The organism is Pseudomonas sp. WS 5146, from assembly GCF_012985495.1.
In the GTDB taxonomy this organism is placed as follows: Bacteria; Pseudomonadota; Gammaproteobacteria; order Pseudomonadales; family Pseudomonadaceae; genus Aquipseudomonas; species Aquipseudomonas edaphica.
This window is the reverse complement of sequence record NZ_JAAQWL010000022.1, coordinates 1-3177: the sequence shown is the minus strand read 5'-3', so window position 1 is coordinate 3177 and position 3177 is coordinate 1. Positions and strand designations below refer to the sequence as shown.

1 protein-coding gene is annotated in these 3177 nt (G+C 56.0%); it reads right to left on the bottom strand.

What is annotated here, in order from left to right:
* Positions 1-3177, bottom strand: a 3177-nt coding sequence (locus HBO41_RS29295; RefSeq protein WP_169988763.1) for an RHS repeat-associated core domain-containing protein, incomplete at both ends; no start/stop codon positions are given.

The window sequence follows — 3177 nt, the reverse complement described above, 5'->3', positions numbered from 1 at the left end:
CATTGGTCTTGGAGAGTACGCCATCTTTGAGGCCCGTCTCTTTATAGTCAACGGTAGAAATGTCCTTATGGTCGTTGAGCATGCTCACCCCTTCGTTATTGACGGTCGCTACCACGCGGTACTCTTCCTTGCCTGGATTGAACCCAGGATTGCTGTCATGGTTGACCCAGACCGCTTTCTCTCCTCTGATATTCGGAACCAAGCCTCCTTTCCCGCCGTTGGCCGCTTTGGAGGAAACGGTCTCGCTTTTGCCCATATACCGAATAATTTCGTTTTCTTTTAGGCCTAACGGGTCGATCCAAGTGAAAGGGTTTGGCGAATAGCGGTAAAAGTTCAGGCTGCCTGTCAAGCCTATTGGGTCGGGAGTGGTAAAACGTCCCACATCAGGGTCATAAAAGCGGAACGTGTTGTAGTGCAACCCTATTTCCCGGTCCAGATACTGTCCCTGAAAGCGCAGGTTTTGTTCCTCAATGAAGTACGGTTCACGAGGCTCGTCGATGGTATTGCCCCATATTTGATAGTCAGCACGCCACAGCGGGTGTCCGTCACTTTCCGTCAAGGCCTGGGGCAATCCATTGGGATCGTTATGGTAGTAACGAACGCGTTGAGTTGCGTTAACACCGTCGATCCTGGCCAACGGTTCATGACCATTGCCGTTGTAAACATACAGGCTGGTCTGATTGTTTTTATGCTCTTGCAGTAACTGCAGACCATCCCAGTCGAAGCGCGTGCGACCAATGAGATGACCTTGACTGTCATGTTCGGTTTTCTCAACTCGTCGGCCCAGAGCGTCATAGCGCATTCTGACCACGCTTTCGCCGCAGGCTTTGCGGGTTCGGACTTCAATCAAACGATGATCGGAGTCGTAACTGAAAGACTGCAAGCCATACTGGTTGCTGCGTTTTTCAATCACTCGTCCAAAGCCGTCGTAGCGATAACGTTTATCCTGAAACACCATTAACTGGTTGTTTACCACCCGCCCAGATACATCGGATGTACCGTCAAGGAGGTTGGCTGCCGCGTCGAAGCGCAAGGTCTCATTCTGCGCTGGGCGACTACTTTGGCAGGCGATGATTCGACCTGTGGCGTCGTAGTGCAGCAGTTGGCGTTGCTCACCCTTGGGAAGTTGTTCGACGCGCGCTACAAGGAGATCACTGGCATCAAATTCAAAATAGACTTTATCGTTGGCCGGTATCAGCGACGGTCGACTGGCATGCCGACGTTGGCGCATACGCAAGCGGCCGCTACGGTCATATTCGCTGCGCGTACTGATATCGCCTTGTGTGCGCATCACTTCTCGATGCAGGCGGTCGCGCTCGAAGTCGCTGATCACATACCCGTCTATGTTTATCTGATGCAGGTGACCACTGCCGTAATACATTCGGTTGATCCAGCGTCCATCAGGCAGCTGTGTCTGGATAAGGTTACCGAGTTCGTCGTAATGATGTTTCAAATGGCCCGCGGAGCTTTGCTCTTCAATGAGATAACCCAGCGCGTCATATTTAAAGCCTAGGCGCTGCTCGTTACCGTCATTATCAATGACGACAGCTTCAATCAATTGGTGCGGCGGGCTGTAGCGGAATCGGGACTGCCCATCAGGTGTGATGCGGGCCGTCAGTCGGCCGATCGCATCTCGCTCCAAATCTTGAATAATCGGTGCTTCGATGGGCGTGTGGTCGCTTCCTGGCGCGGAAGTGGCTTCGACGCGTTTTACGTTATTGACGGCGTCATAGGTAAATCGTTTAGTGCTGCCATCAAGGTTGCACTGCTCGGTCAGCCGGTCACCGGCGTCCCACGCAAACCGATAGCTTTCACCGTTCTCGTTGACCAGCGCTTGCAACCGCCCGTAGCTGTCATACCCAAACTGCACCTGCCGCCCATGGGCATCGGTGCGTTGGCGTACCTGGCCTCGCCGGTTGTGTTGGTAGAGTGTGGTGTGCCCGGCGGGGTCGGTGTAGCCCACCAACTGCCCGCTGGCGTCGCGCTGATACTGCTCGGTGCGCCCATCCGGTAATTGGCTGCTGAGCAAACGCCCCTGGGCGTCGTAGTTGAACTGCGTGCGTTCACCCAAGGCATCAGTGATGACCTGCAAATAGCCACGGTCGTCGTAGCTGAAACGCGTCGGGTAGCCCGAGCAATCGATATGCTCGACCAACTGCCCGAATGCATTCCAGCGCAGCTTTTTGCTTTTGCCGGTGGCGTCGACAATCTCCACGACCTGGCCGTGGGCGTCATAGCGATAGCGGGTGATATAACCCAGCGGATCGGTCTCGGCGATGCAGTTACCGCGAGGGTCGTAGCGATACTGCCAGCTGTTGTCGGCAGCGTCGGTTTCCACCAGCGGCAAAGCCCAATGCTCCAGCCACAAGGTCGAATCACTACGGCCCAACGGGTCGGTTTCGCCGATTACGTTGCCGCTCTCGTCGTAGCTGTACTCATAGCGCCCACCCAGCGGATCAGTCGCGCTGAGCAACTGACGTTCGTCATTCCACTCAAATAGCCAAGTCTGGCCGAGGTTGTCGCTGTACTGAATGATCTGATGCTGAGTATTCCAGTACCGCGTACTCACGCGCTGCAGGCCGTCGGTGATGCGCGTGAGGCCAGCCTGCAGGTCATAGTCGAACTGGTAAGCGTCGCCCTCATCGGTCCAGTGCCGAACCACGCGCCATTCCAGGCCTTCGATCAACGCCCACTCATAGAAACAGCGCAATCCGGTGGGTAATTGATGCTCCACCATTCTGCGCCCGGCATCGTAGGCAAAGCGCCGCTGCACTTGATCGGTTGCATCACGCACTTGCACCAGATTGCCCGCCGCGTCGTAGCCGTAGCTCACCAGCACTTCGCGACGTTGATCCGGGTACAGGCGTTCGATGCGGCTCAAATGGCCCTGATCACGGATCAGCTCAACCTGAACCAGATCGAACGTATCGCGCAGGCGCACCAAACGTCCGGCTTCGTCATAGTCGATATAGATACGGTTGTCGTTACGATCACCCAGTTGGCTCAGACGCAGTTGCGACGGGTTTGCTGGCGCAGCTTCGAACAAGCGGTACATGCCGTCGTCGCTTTCGATCAGCAATTGCCCATTGAGGTGTCGCCGCACCGCAAGCCCTTCGCCCGGGCTGAACACTGCGCCGCCCAACGGAATGGCGCCCATGTCGATGGGCCGCCCCTGCT